General features: G+C 38.0%; 37 protein-coding genes and 1 pseudogene. 37 read left to right on the forward strand and 1 reads right to left on the reverse strand.

Annotated elements, in window-relative coordinates:
• The first annotated feature begins 195 nt into the window (after positions 1-195).
• The 37 genes from rpsL to ctlX all read left to right on the forward strand — a co-directional run bounded on the left by rpsL (position 196) and on the right by ctlX (position 24,326).
• A complete protein-coding gene (gene rpsL / locus BUA71_RS16240; RefSeq protein WP_072881665.1) occupies positions 196-570 on the forward strand; it encodes a 30S ribosomal protein S12 in 375 nt (124 codons plus the stop codon).
• Between the two features lie 96 nt (positions 571-666).
• On the forward strand, positions 667-1,143 hold the full coding sequence (gene rpsG, locus BUA71_RS16245; RefSeq protein ID WP_072881666.1) for a 30S ribosomal protein S7: 477 nt from the start codon (positions 667-669) through the stop codon (positions 1,141-1,143).
• Between the two features lie 5 nt (positions 1,144-1,148).
• Positions 1,149-3,257 carry an elongation factor G gene (gene fusA / locus BUA71_RS16250; protein ID WP_072881667.1) on the forward strand — a complete coding sequence of 703 codons (2,109 nt, stop codon included), beginning with the start codon at positions 1,149-1,151 and terminating at the stop codon, positions 3,255-3,257.
• 10 nt (positions 3,258-3,267) lie between these two features.
• Complete coding sequence (gene rpsJ / locus BUA71_RS16255; RefSeq protein WP_037319211.1) at positions 3,268-3,573, forward strand: 30S ribosomal protein S10; 306 nt, start codon at positions 3,268-3,270, stop codon at positions 3,571-3,573.
• A gap of 284 nt (positions 3,574-3,857) precedes the next feature.
• Complete coding sequence (gene rplC, locus BUA71_RS16260; protein ID WP_072881669.1) at positions 3,858-4,466, forward strand: 50S ribosomal protein L3; 609 nt, start codon at positions 3,858-3,860, stop codon at positions 4,464-4,466.
• Entirely contained in the window at positions 4,466-5,095 is a 630-nt protein-coding gene (gene rplD, locus BUA71_RS16265; RefSeq protein WP_072881671.1) for a 50S ribosomal protein L4, read from the forward strand. The genes rplC and rplD overlap by 1 nt, the downstream gene beginning before the upstream one ends.
• Positions 5,096-5,100: 5 nt before the next feature.
• Complete coding sequence (rplW, locus tag BUA71_RS16270; protein WP_072881673.1) at positions 5,101-5,391, forward strand: 50S ribosomal protein L23; 291 nt, start codon at positions 5,101-5,103, stop codon at positions 5,389-5,391.
• A 9-nt stretch (positions 5,392-5,400) separates the two neighbouring features.
• A complete protein-coding gene (rplB, locus tag BUA71_RS16275) occupies positions 5,401-6,228 on the forward strand; it encodes a 50S ribosomal protein L2 (RefSeq protein WP_072881675.1) in 828 nt (275 codons plus the stop codon).
• 6 nt (positions 6,229-6,234) lie between these two features.
• Positions 6,235-6,513 carry a 30S ribosomal protein S19 gene (gene rpsS / locus BUA71_RS16280; RefSeq protein ID WP_072881677.1) on the forward strand — a complete coding sequence of 93 codons (279 nt, stop codon included), beginning with the start codon at positions 6,235-6,237 and terminating at the stop codon, positions 6,511-6,513.
• 8 nt (positions 6,514-6,521) lie between these two features.
• A complete protein-coding gene (gene rplV, locus BUA71_RS16285; RefSeq protein ID WP_072881679.1) occupies positions 6,522-6,929 on the forward strand; it encodes a 50S ribosomal protein L22 in 408 nt (135 codons plus the stop codon).
• 7 nt (positions 6,930-6,936) lie between these two features.
• Entirely contained in the window at positions 6,937-7,656 is a 720-nt protein-coding gene (rpsC, locus tag BUA71_RS16290) for a 30S ribosomal protein S3 (protein WP_072881681.1), read from the forward strand.
• 19 nt (positions 7,657-7,675) lie between these two features.
• Positions 7,676-8,095 (forward strand): 50S ribosomal protein L16, encoded by a 420-nt coding sequence (rplP, locus tag BUA71_RS16295; protein ID WP_072881683.1) that lies wholly within the window; start codon positions 7,676-7,678, stop codon positions 8,093-8,095.
• A 12-nt stretch (positions 8,096-8,107) separates the two neighbouring features.
• Positions 8,108-8,299: a 50S ribosomal protein L29 gene (gene rpmC, locus BUA71_RS16300; protein ID WP_072881685.1), complete on the forward strand. Its 192-nt coding sequence runs from the start codon at positions 8,108-8,110 to the stop codon at positions 8,297-8,299.
• A gap of 18 nt (positions 8,300-8,317) precedes the next feature.
• Positions 8,318-8,575, forward strand: a complete 258-nt coding sequence (gene rpsQ / locus BUA71_RS16305; RefSeq protein WP_072881687.1) for a 30S ribosomal protein S17 — start codon at positions 8,318-8,320, stop codon at positions 8,573-8,575.
• Between the two features lie 2 nt (positions 8,576-8,577).
• On the forward strand, positions 8,578-8,946 hold the full coding sequence (gene rplN, locus BUA71_RS16310; protein ID WP_072881689.1) for a 50S ribosomal protein L14: 369 nt from the start codon (positions 8,578-8,580) through the stop codon (positions 8,944-8,946).
• Between the two features lie 12 nt (positions 8,947-8,958).
• Positions 8,959-9,270, forward strand: a complete 312-nt coding sequence (gene rplX / locus BUA71_RS16315) for a 50S ribosomal protein L24 (protein ID WP_072881691.1) — start codon at positions 8,959-8,961, stop codon at positions 9,268-9,270.
• A 2-nt stretch (positions 9,271-9,272) separates the two neighbouring features.
• Complete coding sequence (gene rplE / locus BUA71_RS16320; protein WP_072881693.1) at positions 9,273-9,824, forward strand: 50S ribosomal protein L5; 552 nt, start codon at positions 9,273-9,275, stop codon at positions 9,822-9,824.
• Between the two features lie 2 nt (positions 9,825-9,826).
• The gene (gene rpsN / locus BUA71_RS16325) at positions 9,827-10,096 is read left to right on the forward strand and encodes a 30S ribosomal protein S14 (protein ID WP_072881695.1); all 270 of its coding nucleotides are present in this window, start codon (positions 9,827-9,829) and stop codon (positions 10,094-10,096) included.
• 102 nt (positions 10,097-10,198) lie between these two features.
• A complete protein-coding gene (rpsH, locus tag BUA71_RS16330; protein WP_072881697.1) occupies positions 10,199-10,597 on the forward strand; it encodes a 30S ribosomal protein S8 in 399 nt (132 codons plus the stop codon).
• A 19-nt stretch (positions 10,598-10,616) separates the two neighbouring features.
• Entirely contained in the window at positions 10,617-11,159 is a 543-nt protein-coding gene (gene rplF / locus BUA71_RS16335; protein ID WP_072881699.1) for a 50S ribosomal protein L6, read from the forward strand.
• An 11-nt stretch (positions 11,160-11,170) separates the two neighbouring features.
• Entirely contained in the window at positions 11,171-11,524 is a 354-nt protein-coding gene (gene rplR / locus BUA71_RS16340; RefSeq protein WP_072881701.1) for a 50S ribosomal protein L18, read from the forward strand.
• 6 nt (positions 11,525-11,530) lie between these two features.
• A complete protein-coding gene (rpsE, locus tag BUA71_RS16345) occupies positions 11,531-12,055 on the forward strand; it encodes a 30S ribosomal protein S5 (protein WP_072881703.1) in 525 nt (174 codons plus the stop codon).
• Positions 12,056-12,066: 11 nt separating this feature from the next.
• Entirely contained in the window at positions 12,067-12,249 is a 183-nt protein-coding gene (gene rpmD, locus BUA71_RS16350; protein WP_072881705.1) for a 50S ribosomal protein L30, read from the forward strand.
• A gap of 9 nt (positions 12,250-12,258) precedes the next feature.
• A complete protein-coding gene (gene rplO, locus BUA71_RS16355) occupies positions 12,259-12,711 on the forward strand; it encodes a 50S ribosomal protein L15 (RefSeq protein ID WP_072881707.1) in 453 nt (150 codons plus the stop codon).
• An 11-nt stretch (positions 12,712-12,722) separates the two neighbouring features.
• Positions 12,723-14,060, forward strand: a complete 1,338-nt coding sequence (secY, locus tag BUA71_RS16360; protein ID WP_072881709.1) for a preprotein translocase subunit SecY — start codon at positions 12,723-12,725, stop codon at positions 14,058-14,060.
• A 103-nt stretch (positions 14,061-14,163) separates the two neighbouring features.
• Positions 14,164-14,379 carry a translation initiation factor IF-1 gene (infA, locus tag BUA71_RS16365; protein ID WP_013073244.1) on the forward strand — a complete coding sequence of 72 codons (216 nt, stop codon included), beginning with the start codon at positions 14,164-14,166 and terminating at the stop codon, positions 14,377-14,379.
• Between the two features lie 119 nt (positions 14,380-14,498).
• Positions 14,499-14,615, forward strand: a complete 117-nt coding sequence (gene ykgO, locus BUA71_RS16370) for a type B 50S ribosomal protein L36 (RefSeq protein ID WP_013305171.1) — start codon at positions 14,499-14,501, stop codon at positions 14,613-14,615.
• Positions 14,616-14,617: 2 nt separating this feature from the next.
• On the forward strand, positions 14,618-14,992 hold the full coding sequence (gene rpsM, locus BUA71_RS16375) for a 30S ribosomal protein S13 (protein WP_072881710.1): 375 nt from the start codon (positions 14,618-14,620) through the stop codon (positions 14,990-14,992).
• A gap of 9 nt (positions 14,993-15,001) precedes the next feature.
• Complete coding sequence (gene rpsK, locus BUA71_RS16380) at positions 15,002-15,388, forward strand: 30S ribosomal protein S11 (RefSeq protein WP_072881712.1); 387 nt, start codon at positions 15,002-15,004, stop codon at positions 15,386-15,388.
• Between the two features lie 86 nt (positions 15,389-15,474).
• Positions 15,475-16,080, forward strand: a complete 606-nt coding sequence (gene rpsD / locus BUA71_RS16385; protein WP_072881714.1) for a 30S ribosomal protein S4 — start codon at positions 15,475-15,477, stop codon at positions 16,078-16,080.
• Between the two features lie 20 nt (positions 16,081-16,100).
• A complete protein-coding gene (locus BUA71_RS16390; protein ID WP_072881716.1) occupies positions 16,101-17,093 on the forward strand; it encodes a DNA-directed RNA polymerase subunit alpha in 993 nt (330 codons plus the stop codon).
• Between the two features lie 132 nt (positions 17,094-17,225).
• On the forward strand, positions 17,226-17,738 hold the full coding sequence (rplQ, locus tag BUA71_RS16395; protein WP_072881717.1) for a 50S ribosomal protein L17: 513 nt from the start codon (positions 17,226-17,228) through the stop codon (positions 17,736-17,738).
• A gap of 238 nt (positions 17,739-17,976) precedes the next feature.
• Positions 17,977-19,089: a glutamine-hydrolyzing carbamoyl-phosphate synthase small subunit gene (gene carA, locus BUA71_RS16400; protein ID WP_072881719.1), complete on the forward strand. Its 1,113-nt coding sequence runs from the start codon at positions 17,977-17,979 to the stop codon at positions 19,087-19,089.
• A gap of 536 nt (positions 19,090-19,625) precedes the next feature.
• Positions 19,626-20,912 carry a phosphopyruvate hydratase gene (eno, locus tag BUA71_RS16405; protein ID WP_072881721.1) on the forward strand — a complete coding sequence of 429 codons (1,287 nt, stop codon included), beginning with the start codon at positions 19,626-19,628 and terminating at the stop codon, positions 20,910-20,912.
• A 198-nt stretch (positions 20,913-21,110) separates the two neighbouring features.
• Positions 21,111-22,394: a citrate synthase gene (locus BUA71_RS16410; RefSeq protein ID WP_072881723.1), complete on the forward strand. Its 1,284-nt coding sequence runs from the start codon at positions 21,111-21,113 to the stop codon at positions 22,392-22,394.
• 81 nt (positions 22,395-22,475) lie between these two features.
• On the forward strand, positions 22,476-23,387 hold the full coding sequence (locus tag BUA71_RS16415; protein WP_072881724.1) for a dimethylarginine dimethylaminohydrolase family protein: 912 nt from the start codon (positions 22,476-22,478) through the stop codon (positions 23,385-23,387).
• Positions 23,388-23,393: 6 nt separating this feature from the next.
• The gene (ctlX, locus tag BUA71_RS16420) at positions 23,394-24,326 is read left to right on the forward strand and encodes a citrulline utilization hydrolase CtlX (RefSeq protein ID WP_072881726.1); all 933 of its coding nucleotides are present in this window, start codon (positions 23,394-23,396) and stop codon (positions 24,324-24,326) included.
• Positions 24,327-24,541: 215 nt separating this feature from the next.
• On the opposite strand, the pseudogene BUA71_RS18055 reads toward ctlX, so the two are convergent.
• Positions 24,542-24,662, reverse strand: a pseudogene (locus tag BUA71_RS18055) (IS110 family transposase); the annotation flags it as partial.

Here is a 24,662-nt window from a genome sequence, read left to right on the forward strand (position 1 = left end):
TGATTCCAATTTTAATTCTTTGTGCTTTTTAAAGTAATCTTATTACTTCATGAGAATAACTTCAGAAATAAAGAGAGTTATATCATTTATCTGAAAATTAATCAATTATAATTTGATTAATTTATTTTTATTTTTACATTTGCAAACCCTAAAAAACAGGGGATTAAAAATATTAATAATTAGGTAAAAGAAATTATGCCAACAATTTCACAATTAGTACGAAAAGGAAGAGTCCAGATGACCAAGAAGAGTAAATCGGCTGCTTTAGATTCGTGTCCTCAAAGAAGAGGGGTGTGCACCCGTGTGTACACTACTACACCTAAGAAACCAAACTCTGCGATGCGTAAAGTGGCCAGGGTAAGGTTGACAAACGGAAAGGAAGTGAATGCTTACATTCCGGGGGAAGGACACAACCTACAAGAGCACTCGATAGTATTGGTTAGAGGTGGAAGGGTTAAAGATTTGCCTGGTGTTAGATACCACATTGTTCGCGGTGCGTTAGATACTGCGGGTGTAGAAGGTAGGACCCAGCGTAGATCTAAATATGGAGCCAAACGCCCTAAAAAGTAATTAACTGAGTGATGTGTTAAGTGTTAAGTGTTAAGGGATTGAAATCAGCTCTAACGCATAACTCTAATCCGCAACTCATAATTTAACAATGAAGAAATGAGAAAAAAACAGGCCAAGAAAAGACCACTTTTACCAGATCCTAAATTTAACGATCAGCTTGTGACACGTTTTGTGAACATGATGATGTGGGATGGTAAGAAATCTGTAGCCTTTAAGATTTTCTATGATGCAATCGCTATTATAGAAGAGAAAAAACAAGACGAAGAGAAAACTGGTTTGGAAATTTGGAAAGATGCCCTTTCTAATGTTATGCCTCACGTAGAAGTGAGAAGCAGGCGTGTTGGGGGTGCTACCTTTCAAATTCCTATGCAAATTAGACCAGATAGAAAAGTATCAACTGCAATGAAGTGGTTAATTTCTTTTTCGCGTAAGAGAAACGAAAAATCTATGGCGCAGAAATTAGCTTCAGAGGTTCTTTCTGCTGCAAAAGAAGAAGGGGCTGCTGTTAAGAAAAGAGTTGATACTCATAGAATGGCTGAAGCCAATAAAGCATTCTCTCACTTTAGATTCTAAAAACAATGGCGCAAAGAGATTTAAAATATACAAGAAATATAGGTATTGCTGCTCACATTGATGCAGGAAAAACAACGACCACAGAGCGAATTTTGTTCTATACCGGTGTAAACCATAAAATTGGTGAAACGCACGAAGGTGCTGCTACTATGGACTGGATGGAGCAGGAGCAGGAGAGAGGTATTACAATTACTTCTGCTGCTACACACTGTAAGTGGATGTATAAAGATGTAGAATACACGGTAAATATTATCGATACTCCCGGTCACGTTGATTTTACTGTAGAGGTAGAGCGTTCGTTACGTGTTTTAGATGGTGTGGTAGCTTTATTTAGTGCAGTTGATGGTGTTGAGCCGCAATCTGAAACGGTATGGAGACAGGCAGATAAGTATAAAGTGCCAAGACTTGGGTTTGTGAATAAAATGGACCGTCAGGGTGCAGATTTCATGAATGTATGTCGCCAGGTAAGAGAAATGCTTGGAGGTAATCCTGTTCCATTGCAGGTGCCTATTGGGGATGAGATAGACTTTAAAGGAGTTGTAGATCTTATTACCAAGAAAGCAATTGTTTGGGATGACGATAACTTCGGGATGACTTATAAGGAAATTGATATCCCTGCTGAACTTGAAGATGATGTGAATAAGTACCGTGCCGAGCTTGTAGAAGCTGTGGCCGAGTATGATGAAGAGTTGATGGAGAAATTCTTTGAAGATGAAAACTCTATTACCGAAGATGAGATTATTGCTGCCTTAAGAGCTGCAACTATAGATATGTCTATTATCCCAATGATGTGTGGTTCTGCCTTTAAAAACAAAGGAGTTCAGGCTATGCTAGATGCGGTAATGAGATATATGCCGTCTCCGGTAGATGTTGAAGCTATTGAAGGTACAAATCCTAATACAGGAGAAGTTGAGAGCCGTAAGCCTCACGTAGATTCTCCATTCTCTGCTCTTGCATTTAAGATCGCAACCGATCCTTTTGTTGGTCGTTTAGCGTTTTTCCGTGTTTACTCGGGAGCTTTAGATGCAGGAACTTATATTTGGAATAACCGTTCCGGTAAAAAAGAACGTATTTCACGTATGTACCAAATGCACTCTAATAAGCAAGAGCCAATAGATAGAATTGAGGCTGGTGACATTGGAGCTGCAGTAGGTTTTAAAGATATTAAAACCGGTGATACCTTGACCGATGAGAAGAATCCCATCGTTCTGGAGTCTATGACTTTCCCAGAGCCGGTAATTGGTATTGCTGTAGAGCCTAAGACTAAGGCCGACGTTGATAAAATGGGTATGGCTTTAGCTAAATTGTCTGAAGAGGATCCAACATTCCAGGTTAAAACCGACGAAGCTTCTGGTCAAACGGTAATTTCAGGAATGGGTGAGCTTCACATTGAAATCTTAGTAGATCGTTTAAAGCGTGAATTTAAGGTAGAGGTGAATGAAGGGCAGCCACAGGTAGAGTATAAAGAAGCCGTTACAAAAACTGCAGATCATAGAGAGGTTTATAAGAAACAATCTGGTGGTCGTGGTAAGTTTGCTGATATTGTTTTTGAAATGGGGCCTGTAGATGATGATTTCGAAGGGAAAGGACTTCAATTTGTAGATCAGATTAAAGGTGGTCGTATTCCAAAGGAATTTATTCCTTCCGTAGAAAAAGGATTTACCGAATCTATGAAGAATGGTCCTTTAGCTGGTTTCCAAATGGATAGTTTGAAGGTGACCTTAAAGGATGGGTCTTTCCACCCTGTGGACTCCGATCAACTTTCATTCGAATTGGCTGCGAAAATGGGTTATAGGGCAGCTGCTAAAAAAGCAGGAGCTGTGATCCTTGAGCCAATTATGAAGAATGAGGTAGTAACTCCAGAGGAAAATATGGGTGATATTGTTGGTGACCTTAACAGAAGAAGAGGTCAGGTTAACAGTATGTCAGATAGATCTGGTGCGAAAATTATTAAAGCTGAAGTGCCACTAGCTGAAATGTTTGGTTATGTGACTACTCTAAGAACCCTTTCTTCAGGTAGAGCAACTTCAACGATGGAATTTTCTCATTATGCTGAAACTCCTTCAAATATTTCAGAAGAAGTGATTAAGGCAGCAAAGGGTACAAACGAATAATATTAGGAACATGAGTCAGAAAATAAGAATAAAGTTAAAATCCTACGATCATAACCTGGTAGATAAATCTGCAGAGAAGATTGTGAAAACTGTAAAGACTACAGGTGCGGTGGTAACTGGGCCAATTCCATTACCTACTCACAAAAAACTTTTTACGGTATTGCGTTCTCCTCACGTGAACAAAAAAGCCAGAGAGCAGTTTCAGTTAAGCTCTTATAAAAGACTTTTAGATATCTACAGTTCTTCTTCAAAAACCATCGATGCGTTGATGAAGTTGGAATTGCCAAGTGGAGTTGAAGTAGAGATTAAGGTTTAATGAAACTTGGGCTTTATTAGCGAAGCGAAATAAAGGTCTTAGTTGAATAAACCCTGAGCGAAGTCGAAGGGTCTCAACTAGTTCAAGAGCTTTATAAACGATTCGAAATAGAGATTTGAGTTGAGTAAAACTTTCCGAAATCAATTCGGAAACTTCCGGGAAAACCGGAAATACATGTCCTGAGCAGTTGGCGAGGGAAAAACGGAAGAAAAGTACATTCAGGGCGAAAGTATTTTTCTGCCCTGAATTTTTTTAAATAAGTAAGTAATAATCAAAAAGTAATTATGTCTGGGTTAATAGGAAAAAAAGTAGGCATGACCAGCATTTTCGACGAGAACGGAAAGAACATTCCCTGTACCGTTATTGAGGCAGGTCCCTGCGTAGTTACCCAAGTCAGAACCAAAGAGGTTGACGGGTATGAGGCACTTCAAGTTGGTTTCGATGACAAAAAGACTGTAAATAAAGCTGCTGAAGGGCATGCTAAAAAAGCAGGAAGCGTTGCTAAGCGCAAAGTCGTTGAATTCAAAGGATTTGAAGAAGATTTTAAATTAGGTGACGCAATCACTGTAGAACACTTTAAGGAAGGAGAATTTGTAGATATTTCAGGTACTTCAAAAGGTAAAGGTTTTCAAGGTGTTGTAAAGAGACATGGGTTTAGAGGTTCCTCTAGAACTCACGGTCAACAGAGTATGTTGAGAGCTCCAGGTTCTGTTGGGGCCGCGTCTTATCCTGCCAGGGTTTTCAAAGGAATGAAAATGGGCGGCCAAATGGGCGGAGATCAAGTAAAAATAGAAAACCTAAGAGTTTTAAAAGTAGTAACCGATAAAAACCTTTTAGTAGTTAAAGGTTGTGTGCCCGGTCATAAAAACTCATACGTAATCATTAGTAAGTAATGGAAGTAGCAGTTTTAGATATAAAAGGAAAAGAAACAGGTAGGAAAGCAAAGCTTTCAGAATCTGTTTTCGCTATAGAGCCGAATGATCACGCTGTTTATTTAGATGTTAAACAATATCTTGCTAATCAGCGCCAGGGAACCCATAAAGCTAAAGAAAGAGCTGAGATTGTTGGTAGTACCCGTAAGATCAAGAAACAAAAAGGTACTGGTACAGCTCGTGCCGGTAGTATTAAATCACCAATCTTTAGAGGTGGTGGTAGAGTTTTTGGACCTAGACCAAGAAATTACGGTTTTAAATTGAATAAAAATTTAAAGCGTTTGGCCAGGAAATCGGCCTTGTCTATTAAAGCAAAAGGAGATTCAATCTTTGTGGTTGAAGACTTTTCTTTTGATGCGCCAAAGACAAAAAGTATGATTGAAGTTTTGGAAGCCCTTGGCATTCAGGACAAAAAATCGCTTGTAGTGTTGGGTGACTCAAATAAAAATGTATATTTGTCGTCACGTAATTTAAAAGGACTTGAGGTTATAAACTCCTCAGAATTAAGTACTTACAAAATTCTAAATGCAAAGAATGTTGTTTTACTTGAAGGTTCTTTAGAAGGAATTGAGTCGAATTTAAGTAAATAAGCCTTATGAGTATCTTGATAAAACCAATTATTACAGAAAAAGCTACCGGTGATAGCGAGTTAAATAACCGTTATTATTTTGTGGTGAACAATAAGGCGAATAAGATTGAAATAAAAGATGCAGTAGAGGCTGCTTATGGAGTTTCAGTTGAGAAAGTTCGTACTATAAATGTCCGTCCAAATCGCAAGACCAGGTTTACAAAATCTGGGATGATTACTGGTAAAACCAAAGCTTACAAAAAAGCATTGGTACAGGTGGCGGAAGGTGAAACTATTGATTTATACAGTAATCTTTAAGATTAAAAAATGTCAGTTAGAAAATTAAAACCAATCACCCCTGGCCAGCGTTTTAGAGTAGTAAACGGGTATGACGCCGTGACTACTGATAAGCCGGAAAAAAGCCTTTTGGCTCCGATAAAAAAGTCAGGTGGGAGAAACAGTCAGGGAAAAATGACAATCCGCTACAAAGGTGGAGGTCATAAAAGACGTTACAGGGTTATAGACTTTAAGCGTGACAAGCACGGGATTCCGGCAACTGTTGCGAGTATAGAATATGATCCAAACAGAACTGCCTATATCGCATTGTTGAATTACCAGGATGGTGAGAAGCGATATGTTATTGCTCAAAATGGGCTACAGGTAGGTCAAAATATAGTATCCAGTGCAGAAGCAGCGGCTCCAGAAATTGGAAATGCCATGCCTTTGGCAAATATACCTTTGGGTACTGTGGTTTCCTGTATCGAATTAAGAGCTGGACAGGGTGCTGTTATGGCAAGAAGTGCCGGCGCTTTCGCTCAGCTTTTGGCAAGAGAAGGAAAATATGCAACCATTAAACTGCCTTCAGGAGAAATTAGAAGAGTTGTTGCTACTTGTATGGCTACCATTGGTGCTGTATCGAATAGTGATCACCAACTTCAAATCTCTGGTAAAGCCGGTAGAAAACGTTGGTTGGGTATAAGACCGAGAACAAGACCAGTTGCGATGAACCCAATAGATCATCCAATGGGTGGTGGTGAAGGTAGAGCTTCCGGTGGTCACCCACGTTCTAGAACAGGTTTGCCTGCTAAAGGCTTTAAGACCCGTACCAGAACAAAAGCGAGTAATAAGTATATTGTAGAACGTAGAAAGAAATAATAAGATATGGCACGTTCATTAAAAAAAGGACCTTTTGTTCATTATAAACTGGACAGAAAAGTGGCTCAAAATGTAGAGTCTGGAAAAAAAGCCGTGATCAAAACCTGGTCTAGGGCTTCTATGATAACTCCAGATTTTGTTGGGCAAACTATTGCTGTTCATAACGGGAAACAATTTGTACCTGTGTATGTAACAGAGAACATGGTAGGTCATAAATTAGGAGAATTTTCACCAACGCGTTCCTTTAGGGGTCACGCGGGTGCAAAAAATAAAGGTAAAAGATAATTGAAGCTATGGGAGTTCGTAAAAGAGAAAGAGCAGAGCAAATAAAAGCAGCCAAAAAACAGGTGGCTTTTGCAAAGTTGAATAACTGCCCTACTTCACCAAGAAAAATGCGTCTTGTGGCGGATTTAGTAAGAGGTGAGCAAGTAGAAAAAGCGCTTCAAATATTGAAATTCAGTCAAAAAGAAGCTGCTGGACGTTTAGAGAAATTATTGCTATCGGCAATTGCTAATTGGCAGTCTAAAAACGAAGAAGGCAATCTTGAAGAAGCTGAATTGTTTGTAAAAGAAATCCGTGTAGATGGAGGAGCGATGCTAAAAAGGCTACGTCCTGCACCACAGGGTCGCGCACACAGAATAAGAAAGAGATCCAATCACGTTACTTTAGTGCTTGGAGAAAACAAAAATACACAAAGCTAAGTAGAGTATGGGACAGAAGACAAATCCAATCGGGAATCGCCTTGGTATCGTTAGAGGATGGGAATCCAACTGGTATGGAGGAAATGACTACGGCGATAAATTAGCCGAAGACGATAAGATTAGAAAGTATATCCATGCTCGTCTATCTAAAGCGAGTGTATCCAGGGTAATTATTGAGCGTACGCTTAAGCTTGTAACCGTTACTATCACCACTGCAAGACCAGGTATTATTATTGGTAAAGGCGGCCAGGAGGTAGACAAGCTAAAAGAAGAACTTAAAAAAATTACCGACAAGGAAGTTCAAATTAACATCTTTGAGATTAAGAGGCCAGAACTTGATGCGAATTTAGTAGCATCTAGTGTTGCAAGACAAATTGAAAATCGTATTTCTTATCGTCGTGCAATAAAAATGGCTATCGCGGCTGCTATGAGGATGAATGCCGAAGGAATTAAGATTGAAATTTCCGGGCGTTTGAACGGGGCAGAAATGGCTCGTAATGAATCATACAAAGATGGTAGAATTCCATTGTCAACTTTTAGGGCCGATATTGATTATGCTTTAGTTGAAGCTCACACTACTTATGGTAGATTGGGTGTTAAAGTATGGATTATGAAAGGCGAAGTGTACGGTAAAAGAGAGCTTTCTCCACTTGTTGGCATGTCTAAGAAGCAAGGAGGGAAATCTGGAGCCGGGCGAGGTGGTAACAAATCACGTCGTAGAAAGTAATTTTTTAAAGTAAACAAAAATGTTACAACCTAAAAGAACAAAATATCGTAAACAGCAGAAAGGCCGTATGAAAGGTAACTCTGGAAGAGGCCACAGGCTTTCTAACGGAACCTTTGGAATTAAATCTATGGATTCCAGTTTTATTACTGCCCGTCAAATTGAAGCTGCACGTATTGCTGCAACCCGTTATATGAAAAGGGAAGGTTCTATCTGGATTAAAATATTTCCAGACAAGCCTATCACTAAAAAACCTCTTGAGGTACGTATGGGTAAAGGTAAAGGTGCCGTTGAATATTGGGCTGCTGTTGTAAAACCAGGAAGAATAATGTTTGAAATTGGTGGAGTACCAATGAATGTTGCAAAAGAAGCTTTAAGGCTTGCGGCACAAAAACTTCCGGTAAGAACTAAATTTATTGTAGCTAGAGATTATCAGGCTTAATATTATAACGTTATGAAACAATCAGAAGTAAAAGAACTGTCTGTGGCAGAGTTACAGGAAGAGCTTGGTAAATCTAGAAAAGCATATTCAGATTTAAAAATGGCTCATGCTGTTTCGCCACTTGAGAACCCAATACAGCTTAGAGCTGTGAGAAGGACGGTAGCGAGACTTGCTACAGAGTTAACTAAAAGAGAACAACAATAAGTGTTATTCTGCTGAAAGATGGAAAAAAGAAATTTAAGAAAAGAGCGTATAGGTGTAGTTACCAGTAACAAAATGCAGAAATCTATTGTGGTTTCTGAAGTTAAGAAAGTAAAGCACCCTATGTATGGAAAATTCGTTTTAAAAACGAAAAAATACGTAGCGCACGACGAGACAAACGACTGCAACGAAGGTGATACTGTAAGGATTATGGAAACACGTCCTTTAAGTAAATCTAAATGTTGGAGATTAGTAGAAATAATTGATAGAGCGAAGTAATTATGGTACAACAAGAGTCTAGACTAAAAGTAGCAGACAATACCGGCGCTAAACAGGTTTTGGCGATTAGGATATTGGGAGGTACAAAGAAAAGATACGCTTCTGTTGGGGACAAAATAGTTGTCAGTGTAAAAGAAGCTACACCTAACGGAAGTATTAAAAAAGGTGCAGTTTCAACAGCAGTTGTTGTTCGTACTAAGAAAGAAGTGCGTAGAGCAGACGGTTCTTACATCCGTTTTGACGATAATGCTTGCGTACTACTTAACCCAACTGGTGAAATGCGCGGAACACGTGTATTTGGACCTGTTGCGAGAGAACTTCGTGATAAGCAATTCATGAAAATTGTATCATTGGCACCAGAGGTGCTTTAATACATTAAAATAATGAGAAAGCTTAAAATAAAATCTGGAGATACTGTACGCGTAGTAGCCGGGGACCATAAAGGTCAGGAAGGTAAAGTGCAAAAAGTATTAATAGAAAGTAATAAAGCCATCGTGGAAGGGGTAAATACTATCTCTAAACATGAGAAGCCAAGTGCGTCTAATCCACAGGGTGGCATTGTAAAGAAAGAAGCTCCTATTCATATTTCCAACCTGTCCCTATTAGACAAAAATGGTAACACTACCAGAGTTGGATACAGGGAAGAGGATGGAAAGAAAGTAAGATTTTCTAAAAAATCTAATGAAGTAATATAGTTATGGCATACGTACCAAGACTTAGAGCAGAATATGCAGAGCGAGTGAAGCCTGCATTAAAAGAAGAATTTAGTTACGCTAACGTAATGGAGATCCCGAAACTTGAAAAAATAGTTTTGAGCCGTGGCGTTGGTGCAGCTGTAGCAGATAAAAAGCTTATTGATCACGCGGTAGAAGAACTCTCTATGATAAGCGGTCAAAAAGCGGTGCAGACCATTTCAAAAAAGGATGTTGCTTCCTTTAAACTTCGTAAGGGAATGCCAATTGGCGCTAAAGTGACTTTACGTGGTTATAGAATGTATGAGTTTTTAGATCGTTTAATCACTTCTGCACTTCCACGTGTACGTGATTTTAACGGAATTAAAGCTAATGGTTTTGACGGTAGAGGAAATTATAACCTTGGAATTACAGAACAAATTATCTTCCCAGAGATTGATATTGATAAAGTAAACAGGATCTCGGGTATGGATATTACTTTTGTAACTACTGCAAAAACCGATAAGGAAGCAAAATCATTGTTAACAGAACTGGGATTACCTTTTAAAAAGAATTAATTATGGCTAAAGAATCAATGAAAGCCCGTGAGGTGAAAAGACAGAAATTGGTGAAGAAATATGCTGAAAAGCGTGAGGCTCTAAAACAAGCCGGCGATTGGGAGGCACTTCAAAAGTTACCAAAAAACTCTTCTCCTGTACGTTTGCACAATCGTTGTAAATTAACCGGAAGACCAAAGGGATATATGAGACAATTTGGTGTTTCTCGAGTAATGTTTAGAGAATTGGCCAATAATGGATTGATCCCCGGGGTTAGAAAAGCAAGTTGGTAAGAATACAAATTGAATGAAGGTTCTAAACCTTATAACCCTGCACGCATTATCTTGTGAATTGGGTATTAGGGTGAGGAAAACCACATTCGCAAATTAAGATAGATGAATATAGATCCTATTGCAGATTATTTGACAAGAGTTAGAAACGCGGTGGCTGCACACCATAGAGTGGTAGAAATCCCTGCTTCTAACCTTAAGAAGGAAATCACTAAAATATTATTCGACCAGGGATATATTCTTAGTTACAAGTTTGATGATAGTACCGCCCAGGGTATCATTAAAATAGCTCTTAAGTATGATAAAGTGACTAAAGAGCCGGTAATTAAGAAAATTCAAAGAATAAGTAAATCTGGTTTACGTAAATATGCCGGTGCTAACGAACTACCACGTATTCTTAATGGACTTGGTATTGCTATTGTTTCTACTTCTCACGGGGTAATGACCGGGAAGCAGGCTAAAGCAGAGAAAGTTGGTGGGGAAGTACTTTGTTACGTTTACTAATACTTAAAAGACTAAAGAAATGTCAAGAATAGGTAAAAGCCCAATTACAATTCCCGAAGGTGTAAATGTAGACCATAAAGACGGCGTTGTAACGGTAAAAGGAAAATTGGGAGAACTTCAGCAAAAAATTGCAGACATCGATGTGAAAATTGAAGATGGTGTAATTTCTTTTGAGCGTTCTTCAGAGAAAAGTGATCAAAAAGCAAAACACGGTCTTTATCGTGCTTTGGTAGACAATATGATAGAGGGAGTTACTAATGGTTATACAAAAACCCTGGAATTGGTTGGAGTTGGTTATAGAGCTTCAAACCAGGGACAAAAATTAGATTTAGCTCTTGGGTTTTCCCATAATATTGTAATAGATTTGGCTCCGGAAGTTAAGGTAGAGGCGATTTCTGAAAAAGGAAAGAACCCATTAGTGAAGTTAACTTCATACGATAAACAACTTGTGGGCCAGGTAGCTGCTAAAATACGTTCCTTTAGAGCACCAGAACCTTACAAAGGAAAAGGTATTAAGTATGTTGGAGAGCAATTACGTAGAAAAGCAGGTAAATCAGCTTAATAAAGTAAGATATGGCAATTTCAAAACAAGATAGACGATATAAAATTAGAAAGCGTGTTCGTAAGTCTATTACGGGCACAGCAAGCCGTCCAAGATTATCTGTATTTAGAAGCAATAAAGAAATTTATGCTCAAATTGTAGATGATGTTGAAGGGAAAACCTTAGTAGCGGCCTCCTCAAGAGATAAAGCTGTATCGGCAGAAGGTGAAAAATCAAAACAAGCGGTTTTGGTAGGAAAAGCCCTTGCCGAGAAAGCGTTAAAAGCCGGGATTGAAACTATCTCTTTTGATAGAGGTGGTTATCTTTACCACGGTAGAGTTAAATCATTAGCAGAAGGTGCTCGAGAAGGAGGACTAAAATTCTAGAAAGTTATGTATCAAGATTATAAAAACGTAGAACATGTAAAACCAGGTGGACTTGAATTAAAAGACCGTTTGGTAGGAGTACAACGTGTGACCAAAGTAACCAAAGGGGGTAGAGCTTTTGGATTCTCGGCTATAGTTGTAGTGGGAGATGAAAATGGTGTAGTAGGCCAGGGTCTGGGAAGATCTAAAGAAGTTGCCGATGCTATTTCTAAAGGTGTAGAAGATGCAAAGAAGAATTTAGTAAGAATTCCTTTAAATAAAAAAACCATTCCTCACGAACAAAAAGGTAAGTACAGTGGAGCGAGAGTAATTCTTTTGCCGGCTGCTGAAGGTACTGGTGTAATTGCCGGTGGACCAATTCGTGCGGTATTGGAATCTGTAGGAGTACATGATGTACTGTCTAAGAGCCAGGGGTCTTCTAACCCACACAATATGGTAAAGGCAACTTTTGATGCTTTACTTCAATTGCGTAGCGCAGAAACTATTGCTAAGCAACGTGGTATTTCATTAGAAAAGGTTTTTAAAGGATAAATCAAGGAGAAATGGGAAAGATAAAAGTAACGAAAGTAAGAAGTGCTATAAACCGAACTAAGAATCAAAAATTGACTCTTGAATCTTTGGGCTTAAAGAAAATGGGCCAAACGGTTGAACACGAAGATACGCCAAACATCCTTGGTATGGTAAATAAAGTTAAACATTTAGTTTCTGTAGAAGAAACAAAATAATAGATTCACATGGAATTAAATAACTTAAAACCTGCAAAAGGTTCAGTTAAAAGTAACAACAAGAGAGTTGGGCGTGGAGAAGGATCTGGTAAAGGTGGAACTTCCACCCGTGGTCACAAAGGTGCCAAGTCTCGTTCTGGTTACTCCAAGAAAATAGGTTTTGAAGGTGGGCAAATGCCACTTCAGCGCCGAGTTCCAAAATTTGGTTTCACTAACAGGAATCGTGTAGCATACCAGGGGGTAAACCTCGATACGCTTCAGCGTTTAGTTGATGAAGGTAAAATTAAAGATACTGTAGATGTTGATACTTTGATCGCTAGTGGTCTCGTAGGTAAAAACAAACCAGTTAAGATATTAGGTAGGGGTGAATTAAAGGCAAAGTTGAAAATATCTGTTCATAAATTTACAGCCTCGGCAAAAGAAGCGATTGAAGCCGCTGGAGGTGAAGTTACTACTTTATAATAGATAACTCAATGAAATTCATCAATACTATTAAAAACATTTGGAAGATCGAGGAGCTAAAAAATCGAATTTTAGTGACCCTCGGTCTATTGTTGGTATATCGTTTTGGGGCACAGGTTGTGCTTCCAGGAATAGATGCTTCACAATTGGCAAATCTTGCAAATCAAACAGATTCTGGTCTTCTTGGGCTGCTTAACGCATTTACAGGTGGTGCATTTTCTAATGCCTCTGTTTTTGCTTTGGGAATTATGCCTTATATCTCGGCTTCTATTGTAGTGCAACTTATGGGGATTGCAATACCTTATTTGCAAAAACTGCAAAAAGAAGGAGAAAGTGGTAGAAGGAAGATTAACCAGATAACACGATGGTTAACCATCGCGATTACCCTTGTACAGGGACCCGGTTACATCTACAATTTATTTGCTACCCTTCCACAAGGTGCCTTTTTATTAGGTGATAATGTGACATTCGTAGCATCATCTGTTGTGATTTTAGCTACAGGTACCATTTTTGCAATGTGGTTAGGTGAGAAGATTACCGATAAAGGTATTGGTAATGGTATTTCATTATTAATTATGGTGGGTATCATTGCTACCCTTCCGCAGGCATTTATTCAGGAGTTTGCTTCCCGTGTATTTGAATCTAACGGTGGGTTAATAATGATCCTTATTGAACTTGTTATCTGGTTCGCTATCATTATGGGATCTGTAATGCTTGTGATGGCAGTGCGACAAATCCCGGTACAATATGCCAGGAGAACCGCTTCTGGAGGTTATGAGAAAAATGTATTTGGTTCAAGACAGTACATTCCGTTAAAGCTAAACGCTTCAGGGGTAATGCCAATTATATTTGCTCAGGCTATTATGTTTATTCCAGCAGCTGTTGCCGGTCTTTCAGACTCTGATGCAGCACAGGGAGTAACCGCAGCTTTTAGCAACATCTTTGGATTTTGGTATAATTTGGTTTTTGCTTTATTAATTATCGTATTCACCTATTTTTATACTGCGATCACTGTGCCTACCAATAAAATGGCAGACGATCTAAAACGAAGCGGTGGATTCATTCCCGGTATTCGTCCAGGTACAGAAACAGCTGAATATCTGGATAGGATTATGTCGCAAATAACATTACCTGGCTCTATATTTCTTGCGCTTATCGCCGTGTTCCCGGCAATTGTAGTGCAACTCTTAGGTGTGCAACAAGGTTGGGCATTGTTTTTTGGAGGTACCTCGCTTTTAATTATGGTTGGAGTTGCAATAGATACTATGCAGCAAGTTAATTCTTACTTGTTAAATAGGCACTACGACGGATTAATGAAAACGGGTAAGAACAGAAAAGCAGTGGCTTAAACAGCAAGTAGTGGTTTGTATTTAGGTCATTGTGGTTCGCGTTAAGAAACGCAAAATTGAAGAATCTAAATTACAAACTAACAACTATAAACTATAAAATAATATGGCTAAACAACCAGCAATTGAACAAGACGGAACAATTATAGAAGCATTATCTAATGCCATGTTTCGTGTAGAGTTGGAAAATGGTCACGTGGTGACCGCACATATCTCTGGTAAAATGCGTATGCACTACATTAAATTGTTACCCGGGGATAAGGTGAAACTGGAAATGAGCCCTTACGATTTAAGTAAAGCTCGTATTACATACAGATATTAAAAGTAAATTGAGCTATTTATAAAATTTTCAGTACTTTTGCATCCTGAAAAAATTTATGAATGCCTAAAATCCTTATTGTAAATTAATTTTACAATTAGTGAATGTAAAAAACTAAAGAGATGAAAGTTAGAGCATCAGTAAAAAAGAGAAGTGCCGACTGTAAAATTGTACGCAGAAAAGGGCGCCTTTACGTAATAAACAAAAAGAATCCTAGATTTAAACAAAGACAAGGCTAATTATGGCAAGAATTGCAGGGGTAGATATACCTAAACAAAAGCGAGGAGTTATAGCATTGACCTATATCTTCGGAATTGGTAAGAGCAGGGCTCAAAAGATCCTTAGCCAGGCCAAAGTAGATGAGAATACTAAAGTTTCCGATTGGACTGATGATGAAATTGGTCGTATTCGTGAAGCTGTAGGTGAGTTTACAATTGAAGGAGAGTTACGTACAGAAGTTCAGATTAGTATTAAGCGTCTAATGGATATTGGATGTTACAGGGGAATTCGTCACAGAAGTGGTTTGCCACTTAGAGGTCAAAGAACCAAGAACAACTCCAGAACTAGAAAAGGTAGAAGAAAAACAGTTGCTAACAAGAAGAAAGCGACTAAATAGTAAATAATTATGGCAAAGAAGACAGTTCAAAAAAAGCGTAAAGTAAACGTTGAGTCCGTAGGGCAAGCACACGTTACGGCTTCTTTTAACAACATAATTGTTTCCCTTACTAATAAAAAGGGAGATGTTATTGCCTGGTCATCTGCAGGGAAAATGGGCTTTAGGGGTTCTAAAAAGAATACTCCTTACGCTGCTCAATTAGCGGCAGAGGATGCGTCTAAAGTTGCTCACGAGGCAGGTTTGCGCAAGGTGAAGGTTTATGTTAAAGGGCCTGGTAATGGTAGAGAGTCTGCTATTAGAGCGCTTCATAACAATGGAGTGGAAGTAACAGAGATTATCGATATTACCCCGCTACCGCATAACGGATGTCGTCCACCAAAGAGACGTAGAGTTTAATAATAAGTATAATAATAGAAAGGAGTTAAGATTATCGAAGGACAGAGACCTTAATTCATAATCCCTTTCTCATAAAATAAAAGTTAATGGCAAGATATACTGGTCCAAAGACTAAAATAGCCCGTAAATTCGGTGAAGCTATTTTTGGAGACGACAAGTCTTTTGAAAAAAGAAATTATCCTCCGGGACAACACGGGAACAACCGTCGTCGCGGAAAAAAATCTGAATACGCTATCCAGTTAATGGAAAAGCAAAAAGCAAAATATACTTATGGTATTTTAGAGCGCCAATTCAGAAATATGTTTAAAAAAGCAACAGCTTCCAGAGGTATTCCCGGGGAAGTACTTTTGCAATTATGTGAAGCTCGTTTGGATAACGTGGTTTACAGAATGGGAATAGCTCCTTCTCGAGGCGCTGCAAGACAATTCGTATCCCACCGTCACATTACCGTAAATGGAAAATTAGTTAATATTCCATCTTACCAGCTTAAACCAGGTGATGTAGTTGGCGTTCGTGAAAAATCAAAATCTTTACAGGCTATCCAGGACTCACTAGCTAATTCTAGCAGTGTTTACGAATGGATTACCTGGAACAACGAAACAAAAGAAGGAACATTTGTTTCGGTACCGGAAAGAATTCAAATTCCGGAAAATATAAATGAACAATTCATCGTCGAATTATATTCGAAATAATAATTCACAGAAGTCGTAATATGGCAATACTAAATTTTCAGAAGCCCGATAAAGTTATAATGATTGATTCAACCGATTTCGAAGGGAAATTTGAATTTCGCCCTTTGGAACCCGGCTATGGATTAACCGTTGGTAACGCTTTAAGAAGAGTGCTTTTATCTTCCCTGGAAGGTTATGCAATTACTTCAATTCGCATTGAAGGCGTAGATCATGAATTCTCCGCTATTCCTGGAGTTGTTGAAGATGTAACAGAAATTATCCTTAATCTAAAGCAAGTTAGGTTCAAAAGGCAAATTGATGAAATAGATAACGAAGCCGTTACCATTTCTGTATCTGGAGAAGAACAAATTACTGCCGGTCATTTGCAAAAATTCATCTCGGGATTCCAGGTGTTAAATCCTGAACAAATTATCTGTACTGCAGATAAGAAGGTGAATCTTAACATGGAAATGAGTATTGAAAAAGGTAGAGGTTATGTTCCGGCAGAAGAAAACAAAAAAGCCAATGCGCCTTTAGGAACTATTTTTACAGATTCTATATATACACCTATAAAAAATGTAAAATATAGTATAGAAAACTATCGTGTAGAACAAAAAACCGACTATGAAAAGTTGATCTTTGAAATAGTAAGTGATGGTTCTATTCATCCTAAAGATGCTTTAACCGAAGCAGCAAAAACGCTTATCCACCACTTTATGCTATTCTCTGATGAGCGTATCACGCTAGAAGCAGATGAGATTGCACAAACAGAAACTTATGACGAAGAATCACTTCACATGAGACAGCTGTTAAAAACGAAACTGGTAGATATGGATCTTTCGGTTAGGGCTTTAAACTGCTTGAAAGCAGCAGAGGTTGATACCCTTGGAGATCTTGTTTCTTACAATAAGAATGACTTGATGAAGTTTAGAAACTTCGGAAAGAAATCTTTGACAGAGCTCGAAGAATTGGTAAGCAACAAAGGTTTAAACTTTGGTATGGATCTTTCTAAATATAAATTAGATAAAGACTAAAAATAGAAAAGTGTTTTGAGAAACGATTTTATAAGTTTCTCAAGACATTTTCAACTATATTAAACTACAAGTAATTTTCCATAAAAACCGGCAGAAGTCCAGGTTTTGGGAAAATGAATTAAGCAACAAACAATGAGACACGGAAAAAAACACAATCATTTAGGTAGAAAGACCGCTCATAGAAAGTCTATGCTAGCCAATATGGCTTCCTCCCTAATAGAACACAAAAGAATTAATACAACCGTTGCGAAAGCAAAAGCTTTAAAAGTTTTTGTGGAGCCTTTAATTACAAAGAGTAAGACAGATACTACGCATAACCGTAGATTGGTTTTTGCCAAGCTTCGTCAAAAAGAGGCCGTGGCCGAATTGTTTCGCGACGTTGCTCCAAAAGTTGGCGATCGCCCGGGTGGTTACACAAGGGTAATTAAATTAGGAAACCGTCTTGGGGATAACGCAGATATGGCGCTTATTGAATTAGTAGATTATAACGAAACTTATAACCTTAAAGATAAGCCAGAGAAGAAAAAATCAACTCGTAGAGGTGGAAGAAAAAAATCTTCTTCACAGGATAGTGCACCGCAAACAGAGAATAAGACTGAAGAGAATAAATCTTCAGAAAATAAAGAAGACAAAAAAGAAGATTAAAAATGAATCTTTTAATAAGTTAATTTTAAAAAAGGATAAACTCTCGGGTTTGTCCTTTTTTTATATCTTATAATGAGATTTTAATCGTGGGACGATAACCAGGGGTTTAATTCTTCAAGAATTGCCTCGAAGTAAAAGAATTTTTTCAGAAGCAAACCTCGTACTTTTAAACTGAGGTTGTTGATTTCAGAAAGAAAATAACGAAGAATCATCACAACAATTTAAGTAATAAATCACAATGAAGTATCAAACTCGAAAAAAGGCGATTATTTTATTAGAAGATGGAACTATCTTTCATGGCAAAGCAGTTGGGGATAAAGATGGCAAAGCTGTAGGAGAGGTTTGTTTTAATACCGGTATGACAGGCTACCAGGAAGTTTTTACAGATCCTTCTTATTTCGGACAGTTAATGGTTACTACAAATGCTCATATTGGTAATTATGGTACATTAAAAGAAGAGAGTGAAGCAGATAGCGCCATGATTGCCGGACTTATTTGCAAAAACTTTAGCTACACTCACTCCCGTGAAGCAGCAGATGGTTCGCTGCAGGATTTTTTGGAGGAGAGTAATCTTTTTGCAATTTCAGATGTTGATACCCGGGCATTGGTTACCTATATTAGGGATCACGGCGCTATGAATGCCATTATTTCTACAGCGGTGGATAATATCGAGGGTCTTAAAGCCGAATTAAAAAAAGTGCCAAACATGGAAGGGCTGGAACTGGCTAGTAAAGTTTCCACTAAAGAGCCGTATTATTTTGGGAACGAAAATGCTACCTACAAAATTGCAGCTTTAGATATAGGAATTAAGAAAAATATTCTAAGAAATTTTGAAAAGAGAGATGTTTACGTAAAGGTATTTCCTTACAATACTACTTATAAAGAAATGAGCGAATGGAATCCAGACGGCTACTTTCTTTCAAACGGGCCCGGAGATCCTCAACCCTTAGAGAGCGCTGTAAGCCTAACCAAAGATATTCTCGAAAAGGACCATCCTTTGTTTGGTATTTGTTTAGGCCACCAGGTTATCGCGATTGCCAATGGCATTAAAACTTATAAAATGCATCACGGTCACCGCGGAATAAACCACCCTGTAAAAAACCTTAAAACCGGGAAAGGAGAAATTACCTCCCAAAACCACGGATTTTCTGTAGATAGAACTTCTACTGAAGCGAATAAGGATGTAGAAATCACCCATATTTGTCTAAATGATGATACGGTAGGTGGAATAGCAATGAAACATAAAAACTGCTTTTCGGTACAGTACCATCCTGAAGCCAGTCCCGGGCCACATGATGCCAGTTATCTATTTGATGAATTTATGGATAGAGTAAAGAAAGCTAAGGCTTAATATTTAAATATTTAGCTGAAACGATGATAAAGCCCAGAATATTTAGATATTCTGGGCTTTATCTTTTATAAAATGGAAATAACTTATTGAGTTTTATCTGTGAAATTCCTTAATTCAGATTTTCTTGCAAGACTTTTTATTATAAAAATTGGAGTTGTAAAGCTTATTTTCCTGAAAAGCAGCCCAATTAGCACTCCCGCATCGTTTCTCCAATCTTTTAAAGAGTGTAAAAGATTAAGAATTTACATGGACTCATAGAATTTGCAGGAAGTTAGAATCATAATTAAAAAACAGAAGTTAAGAGTGTAAATCAATAACCTTAAATTACGAATCAAAATTGGTGAAAAGCTTTATTGCAATCTGCTTCCACCGCTACTATAGGATTAGGAGTAAAATTTTATTACAATCCTTTTGCTTCTGAAAACGATTGAGTAGTTTTTTATGTTATAAATGCTTTAAAACTACCGGTTTCGCTCGTTTTTTTCTGCTCCAATTTGTATCTTGCGTATTAATCAATTAACTAAATAAATGAGACTATGAGTGTAATAATAAATGTTCACGCCCGTCAAATTTTCGATTCAAGAGGAAACCCAACCGTAGAAGTAGATGTAATGACAGAAAATGGGGTTCTAGGAAGAGCTGCGGTGCCATCTGGTGCTTCTACCGGAGAACATGAAGCAGTAGAACTACGTGACGGCGGTGACGATTATATGGGAAAAGGTGTGACCAAAGCTGTAGATAACGTAAATAACATCCTTGCAGAAGAACTATTGGGATATTCGGTTTTTGAACAAAACCAAATTGATAGGGATATGTTAGAATTAGATGGTACTCCAAACAAAGGAAAGCTTGGCGCCAATGCAATACTTGGTGTTTCCCTGGCCGTTGCAAAAGCAGCTGCCAATGAGCTTGGTTTGCCATTATATCGTTATGTGGGCGGGGTTAGTGCGAACACGCTACCGGTTCCTATGATGAACATTATTAATGGAGGGTCTCATAGTGATGCGCCTATCGCGTTTCAGGAGTTTATGATTATGCCGGTAAAAGCAAAAAGCTTTTCTCATGCCTTAAAAATGGGAACAGAAATTTTTCATAATCTTAAAAAAGTATTACACGATCGTGGTCTAAGTACGGCCGTAGGTGACGAAGGTGGTTTCGCTCCAAAATTAGATGGAACAGAAGATGCCCTGGAAACCATTCTAGAAGCTATTGAAAAAGCCGGTTACAAAGGTGGGGACGAAGTAATGATTGCTCTAGATTGTGCTGCTGCCGAGTTTTATGAAAACGGTAAATATGACTACAAAAAATTTGAAGGTGAAGGTGGAAAAATAAGAAGTAGCGAAGAACAAGCCGAATATCTTGCCGAACTTTCTTCTAAGTATCCAATTATTTCTATTGAAGATGGAATGGATGAAGATGATTGGGATGGCTGGAAAGCTTTAACCGATAAAGTAGGGGACAAAGTTCAATTAGTTGGAGACGACCTCTTTGTGACCAATGTAGAAAGGTTATCCAGGGGAATTGATGAAGGAATTGCTAATTCAATCCTCATTAAAGTGAACCAAATTGGTACGCTAACAGAAACTATTGCTGCCGTAAATATGGCACACAATGCAGGCTTTACTTCTGTAATGTCACACCGAAGTGGTGAGACCGAAGATAATACTATTGCAGATCTTGCTGTAGCTCTAAATACCGGGCAAATAAAAACCGGTTCGGCTTCACGAAGTGATCGTATGGCAAAATATAACCAGTTACTTAGAATTGAAGAAGAATTGGGCGATGTAGCTTACTTTCCAAAAAATAAAGCTTTTAAAATCTAAATTTTCAAACGCATTAAAATTGAATCCCTTTTGATTATTTTTCAAAAGGGATTTTTTAATTCTCAGAATTTGTAAAAAACCCCGCAAATTCTACTATTTCCGTAAAAAACTTATGGATGCTTAACGCAAAATTAACAGTAGATTTCTTAAATTAGCGATTGTCGAAAAAAAGTTGAATTAAGTTTATAAAATTAAGATATGTCAAAAGTTGCTACAATAGAAATTAATGGGAAAAAATATGAGTTTCCCGTTGTAGAAGGTACTGAAAATGAGCAGGGAATAGATATTAAAAAATTACGTGGAGAAGCGGGAGTAATCACCTTAGACCGTGGTTACAAAAACACGGGAAGTTGTGAAAGTGCAATTACTTTTCTTAATGGTGAAAAAGGTGTATTGCGCTACCGTGGTTACGCTATTGAAGATCTTGCAAAAAATGCAGATTTTCTTGAAGTGGCATATCTGCTAATCTTTGGAGAACTACCAACCAAAACCCAATTAGATAAATTTTATGCCGATATTAAAGAAGAATCTGCAGTAGATGAGGAGATGAAAAAAATCCTTGATGGATTTCCGAAATCTGCTCATCCAATGGGCGTCCTTTCTTCTTTAACCAGTGCTCTTATCGCCTTTAACCCTTCCTCAGTAAATGTAGAGTCTGAAGAAGATATGTATAAAGCTATTGTAAAAATATTGGGTAAATTCCCGGTATTGGCAGCCTGGACGCTTAGAAAGAAAAATAGCTTGCCGTTAAACTATGGGGATGATACCCTGGGCTATGTGGAGAACCTTCATAAAATGATGTTTGAGAAGCCTGGAAAAAGCTATAAAGTAGATAAAGCAGTAATTGAAGCTTTAGATAAATTGCTTATCCTTCATGCCGATCACGAGCAAAACTGTTCTACCTCTACGGTAAGAATGGTTGGTTCTTCTCACGCCGGATTATTCGCTTCTCTTTCAGCAGGTATCTCTGCACTTTGGGGGCCACTTCATGGTGGAGCAAACCAGGCAGTGATAGAAATGTTGGAGAGAATTAAAGAAGATGGTGGTGATACAAAGAAATTTATGGAAAAAGCCAAGGATAAAGAAGATCCATTCCGTTTAATGGGCTTTGGACACCGGGTGTATAAAAACTTTGACCCTCGTGCCAAGATCATTAAGAAATCTGCAGATGAGGTTCTGGATCAACTTGGTGTAGATGATCCTGTATTGGATATTGCTAAAGGACTTGAAAAAGAAGCCCTGGAAGATCCATATTTTGTAGATAGAAAATTGTATCCCAATGTAGATTTTTATTCAGGAATAATTTATAGAGCCCTGGGAATTCCAGTAGAAATGTTTACGGTAATGTTTGCTCTTGGAAGGCTTCCCGGTTGGATTGCGCAGTGGAGGGAGATGAGGCTTAAAAAAGAGCCTATTGGTCGTCCACGTCAAATTTATACCGGCGAAAACTTAAGGGAATTCAAACCTGTAGAAAAAAGATAAGATACTTTAAAAACTTAATAAATTCGGAAAAAGCTTCATCATCGTATGAAGCTTTTTTTATATTTGATAAAAATTTAAAGCGTGAAATTAAATATCAATAATGAGACTTCTCGTTTAAAAGCGGTTGTTCTGGGGACAGCAAAAAGTATTGGTCCACAGCCCTCTTTAGACGAAGCTTACGATCCAAAATCTGCCGAACATATTAGGATGGGATCTTATCCCAAAGAAGAGGACATGGTACGGGAGATGGAAGCGGTAGCGAAAATTTTAGAGAAATATGAGGTGAAAGTTTATAGGCCGCGATTGATTGAAGATTACAACCAAATTTTCACCCGTGATATCGCCTTCGTTATTGAAGATAAATTTATAAAATCTAACATTTTACCAGATCGGGAGAAAGAGATTGAAGCTATACGTCACGTTATGGATGAGATTGAACCTTCCAAAATATTAACGCTACCAGAAGATGCCCATGTAGAAGGTGGTGACGTGATGCCTTTGGGCGAATATTTGTTGGTGGGTACATATAGGGGTGCAGATTATAAAGATTTTATTACCGGTCGCACCAATGTGCAGGCCGTAGATGCTTTAAAAGGACTTTTTCCGCATAAAAAAGTGGTTTCTTTTAATTTGCGGAAATCTAATACAGAACCGAGAGATAATGCATTGCATTTAGATTGTTGTTTCCAGCCGGTTGGAAAAGGAAAAGCTATTATTCACAGAAATGGTTTTTTGGAAGAAGAAGAATATAACTGGTTGGTAAATCTCTTCGGAAAAAAGAATGTTTTTGAAATTTCCAGGGAAGAAATGTATTATATGAATTCTAACATTTTTTCTATTTCTGAAGACGTGGTAATTTCAGAGAAAAACTTTACAAGGCTTAATGAATGGCTTCGCACGCAGGGAATTACCGTAGAAGAAGTGCCATATGCCGAAATATCAAAACAAGAAGGACTATTACGCTGTTCCACACTACCTTTAATAAGAGAATAGAATTATATGAGTGCAAGACAAACAACAAATACCATTTTTATGGTGCGGCCGGTGGCGTTTAGAATGAACGAGCAGACGGCTGTAAACAATTATTTTCAGAAAAATCTAACTGATGAAGATGTAAACGAACAGGCGCAGCAAGAGTTTGATGCTTTCGTGACTAAACTTAGAAATGTTGGGGTACAGGTTATTGTGGTAGATGATAAAATTGAAGACGATACCCCAGATTCAATTTTTCCAAATAACTGGGTGTCTTTTCACGAAACCGGCGAAATAGCACTCTATCCTATGTTTGCCGAAAACAGGCGAAAAGAACGACGCCTGGAATATTTTGCCAAACTGGAGGAAGAAGGTTTTAAAATTACAGAAATTGTAGATTATACTTCGGCCGAAGAAGAGAATCTTTTCCTGGAAGGAACGGGAAACCTTATTTTAGATAGAAAGCATCAAAAAGCTTACTGTGCATTATCACCGCGTGCAGAAGAAGATCTATTGATAGAATTTTGTGAGGATTTTGAATTCACTCCGGTTATATTTCAAGCCAACCAAAGCGTTAACGAAGAACGTAAGCCAATTTACCATACTAATGTAATGATGTGTATGGCAGAAGAGTTTGCCATAATTTGCCTTGACGCCATAGATGATAAAAAAGAACGAAAGAATGTAATAAATCATCTAAAAGAAGACGGGAAAGAGGTTATCGTTATTACTGAAGAACAGATGCACGAGTTTGCCGGTAATATGCTGCAGGTAGAAGGAAAAGATAAAAGTAAATATTTGGTGATGAGCGCCCGCGCTCGTCGAAGTTTAAGCGAAGAGCAAATTGAGAAAATTGAAGAACATTGCGACATTTTAAGCAGTGAATTAAAGGTCATTGAAATTTGTGGCGGCGGAAGCGCGAGGTGTATGATGGCCGAAGTGTTTTTACCAAGAGCTTAGTTGCTTATTAGTGTTATTTAAGGTTAAGAAGTAAGAATCTTGTCTGTAAAAAAGAAACAAAACTGTTAACGAAAACTTTTATTGAAAAACAATTTCTTAATTTCTTTTATGGGAATGGACAGTAGTTCAATTAAGCTATTACAGTGGTAATTGGTTTTCATTCCGTCCCGTATTCTATGGTTATAACAAGTCTTTTTTGTTAAATTTTCATGATTTCAGGCTGCATATCTCATTGTGTCAGCATAAGGTGTACCGCGTTTTACAACGGCGAAAATCCGTGCCAACAACTTATTTCTGATAACATTGATGGTACTCATTTTTTCTTTATTCTGTTCT

It is taken from the genome of Salegentibacter echinorum (assembly GCF_900129445.1).
GTDB classification, from domain to species: domain Bacteria; phylum Bacteroidota; class Bacteroidia; order Flavobacteriales; family Flavobacteriaceae; genus Salegentibacter; species Salegentibacter echinorum.